Below are 548 nucleotides of genomic sequence, written 5' to 3'. Positions count from 1 at the left end.
GGTCCTGGATCGGGTCTTCGAGCGCATGCAGGCCGAACAGCTGGTCCGGGTGCGGCTGGAGGCGGTCAGCCTGGACAGTACGATCGTCAAGGTCCACCCGGACGGCACCGGCGCACGAAAAAAAACGGCCCGCAGGCCATCGGCCGCTCCCGCGCAGGCTGGACCACCAAAATTCATATGGCTGCCGCGGATTCCCGCTGCGCGTTAGCCTTCTCGCTTTCGCCGGGCCAGGCGGGCGATGCCCCAGCCGGTCGCGCCCTGCTGCATGCCCTGCCACCCCTGAGCGCGCGCTGCCATCTGGTCATGGATCGCGCCTACGAGGGCAATGAAACCCGGCAGCTCGCGCTGGATCTGGGCCTGGATCCGGTCGTGCCCCCGCATCCGCTGCGGGCCCAGCCATGGGCGTACAACACCGAGATCTACAAGCGCCGCAACGAAATCGAGCGCCTGTTGCGCCGTCTGAAAGGGTTCCGCCGCATCTTCAGCCGCTTCGACAAGCTCGACGTCATGTTCGCGGCCTTCATCCACTTCGCACTGATCGTCGAATC

General features: G+C 66.2%; 1 pseudogene. It reads left to right on the top strand.

The annotated features are described in order from the left end of the window. Positions 1-548: pseudogene (locus Tfont_RS14425) on the top strand (IS5 family transposase); the annotation flags it as partial.

Source organism: Tepidimonas fonticaldi (assembly GCF_007556755.1).
In the GTDB taxonomy this organism is placed as follows: domain Bacteria; phylum Pseudomonadota; class Gammaproteobacteria; order Burkholderiales; family Burkholderiaceae_C; genus Tepidimonas; species Tepidimonas fonticaldi.
This window is presented reverse-complemented; position numbering and strand designations above follow the sequence as displayed.